Source organism: Sphingomonas sp. Leaf412 (assembly GCF_001425405.1).
Taxonomy (GTDB): domain Bacteria; phylum Pseudomonadota; class Alphaproteobacteria; order Sphingomonadales; family Sphingomonadaceae; genus Sphingomonas.
This window is the reverse complement of record NZ_LMQP01000003.1, coordinates 51,673-52,016: the sequence shown is the minus strand read 5'-3', so window position 1 is coordinate 52,016 and position 344 is coordinate 51,673. Positions and strand designations below refer to the sequence as shown.

1 protein-coding gene and 1 pseudogene are annotated in these 344 nt (G+C 69.5%); both read right to left on the bottom strand.

The annotated features are described in order from the left end of the window. Window positions 1-236 (bottom strand): annotated as a pseudogene (locus ASG29_RS17460) (aminomethyl-transferring glycine dehydrogenase subunit GcvPB); the annotation flags it as partial. Further along, window positions 233-344, bottom strand: a 112-nt coding sequence (locus ASG29_RS17455) for a hypothetical protein (protein WP_235532919.1), incomplete at its 5' end; no start/stop codon positions are given. The gene ASG29_RS17455 and the pseudogene ASG29_RS17460, both read right to left, overlap by 4 nt.

Sequence of the window (344 nt, the reverse complement as noted above, 5' to 3'; positions counted from 1 at the left end):
CCATCCGCAAGCGATGCGCTTTGAGGCGCTCCCCCTCCACCACCGGCTGCGCCGGCGGTCCCCCTCCCCGTTCCGGGGAGGATAGTGAAATCCACCCCCGTCGTCTCGCCGTCGCCGATCTCGAAGATCAGCTTCTCCTCCAGCATCAATGCCCGGTTGCCCGTAAACGTCGGCGCGGCGCCCTCGCCCTTCACCGGCGCCGAGGGCTTCCACCCGCTCGCATTGATCGCGCTCATGCCAGTTCCTCCGTCAATGCCGCGGCCAGCGCCGCGACATCCTCCGCCGTCGTCGTCTCCGTCACCGCGACGACCAGCCCGTTCGCCAGCGCGTCGACCCCCGGATAC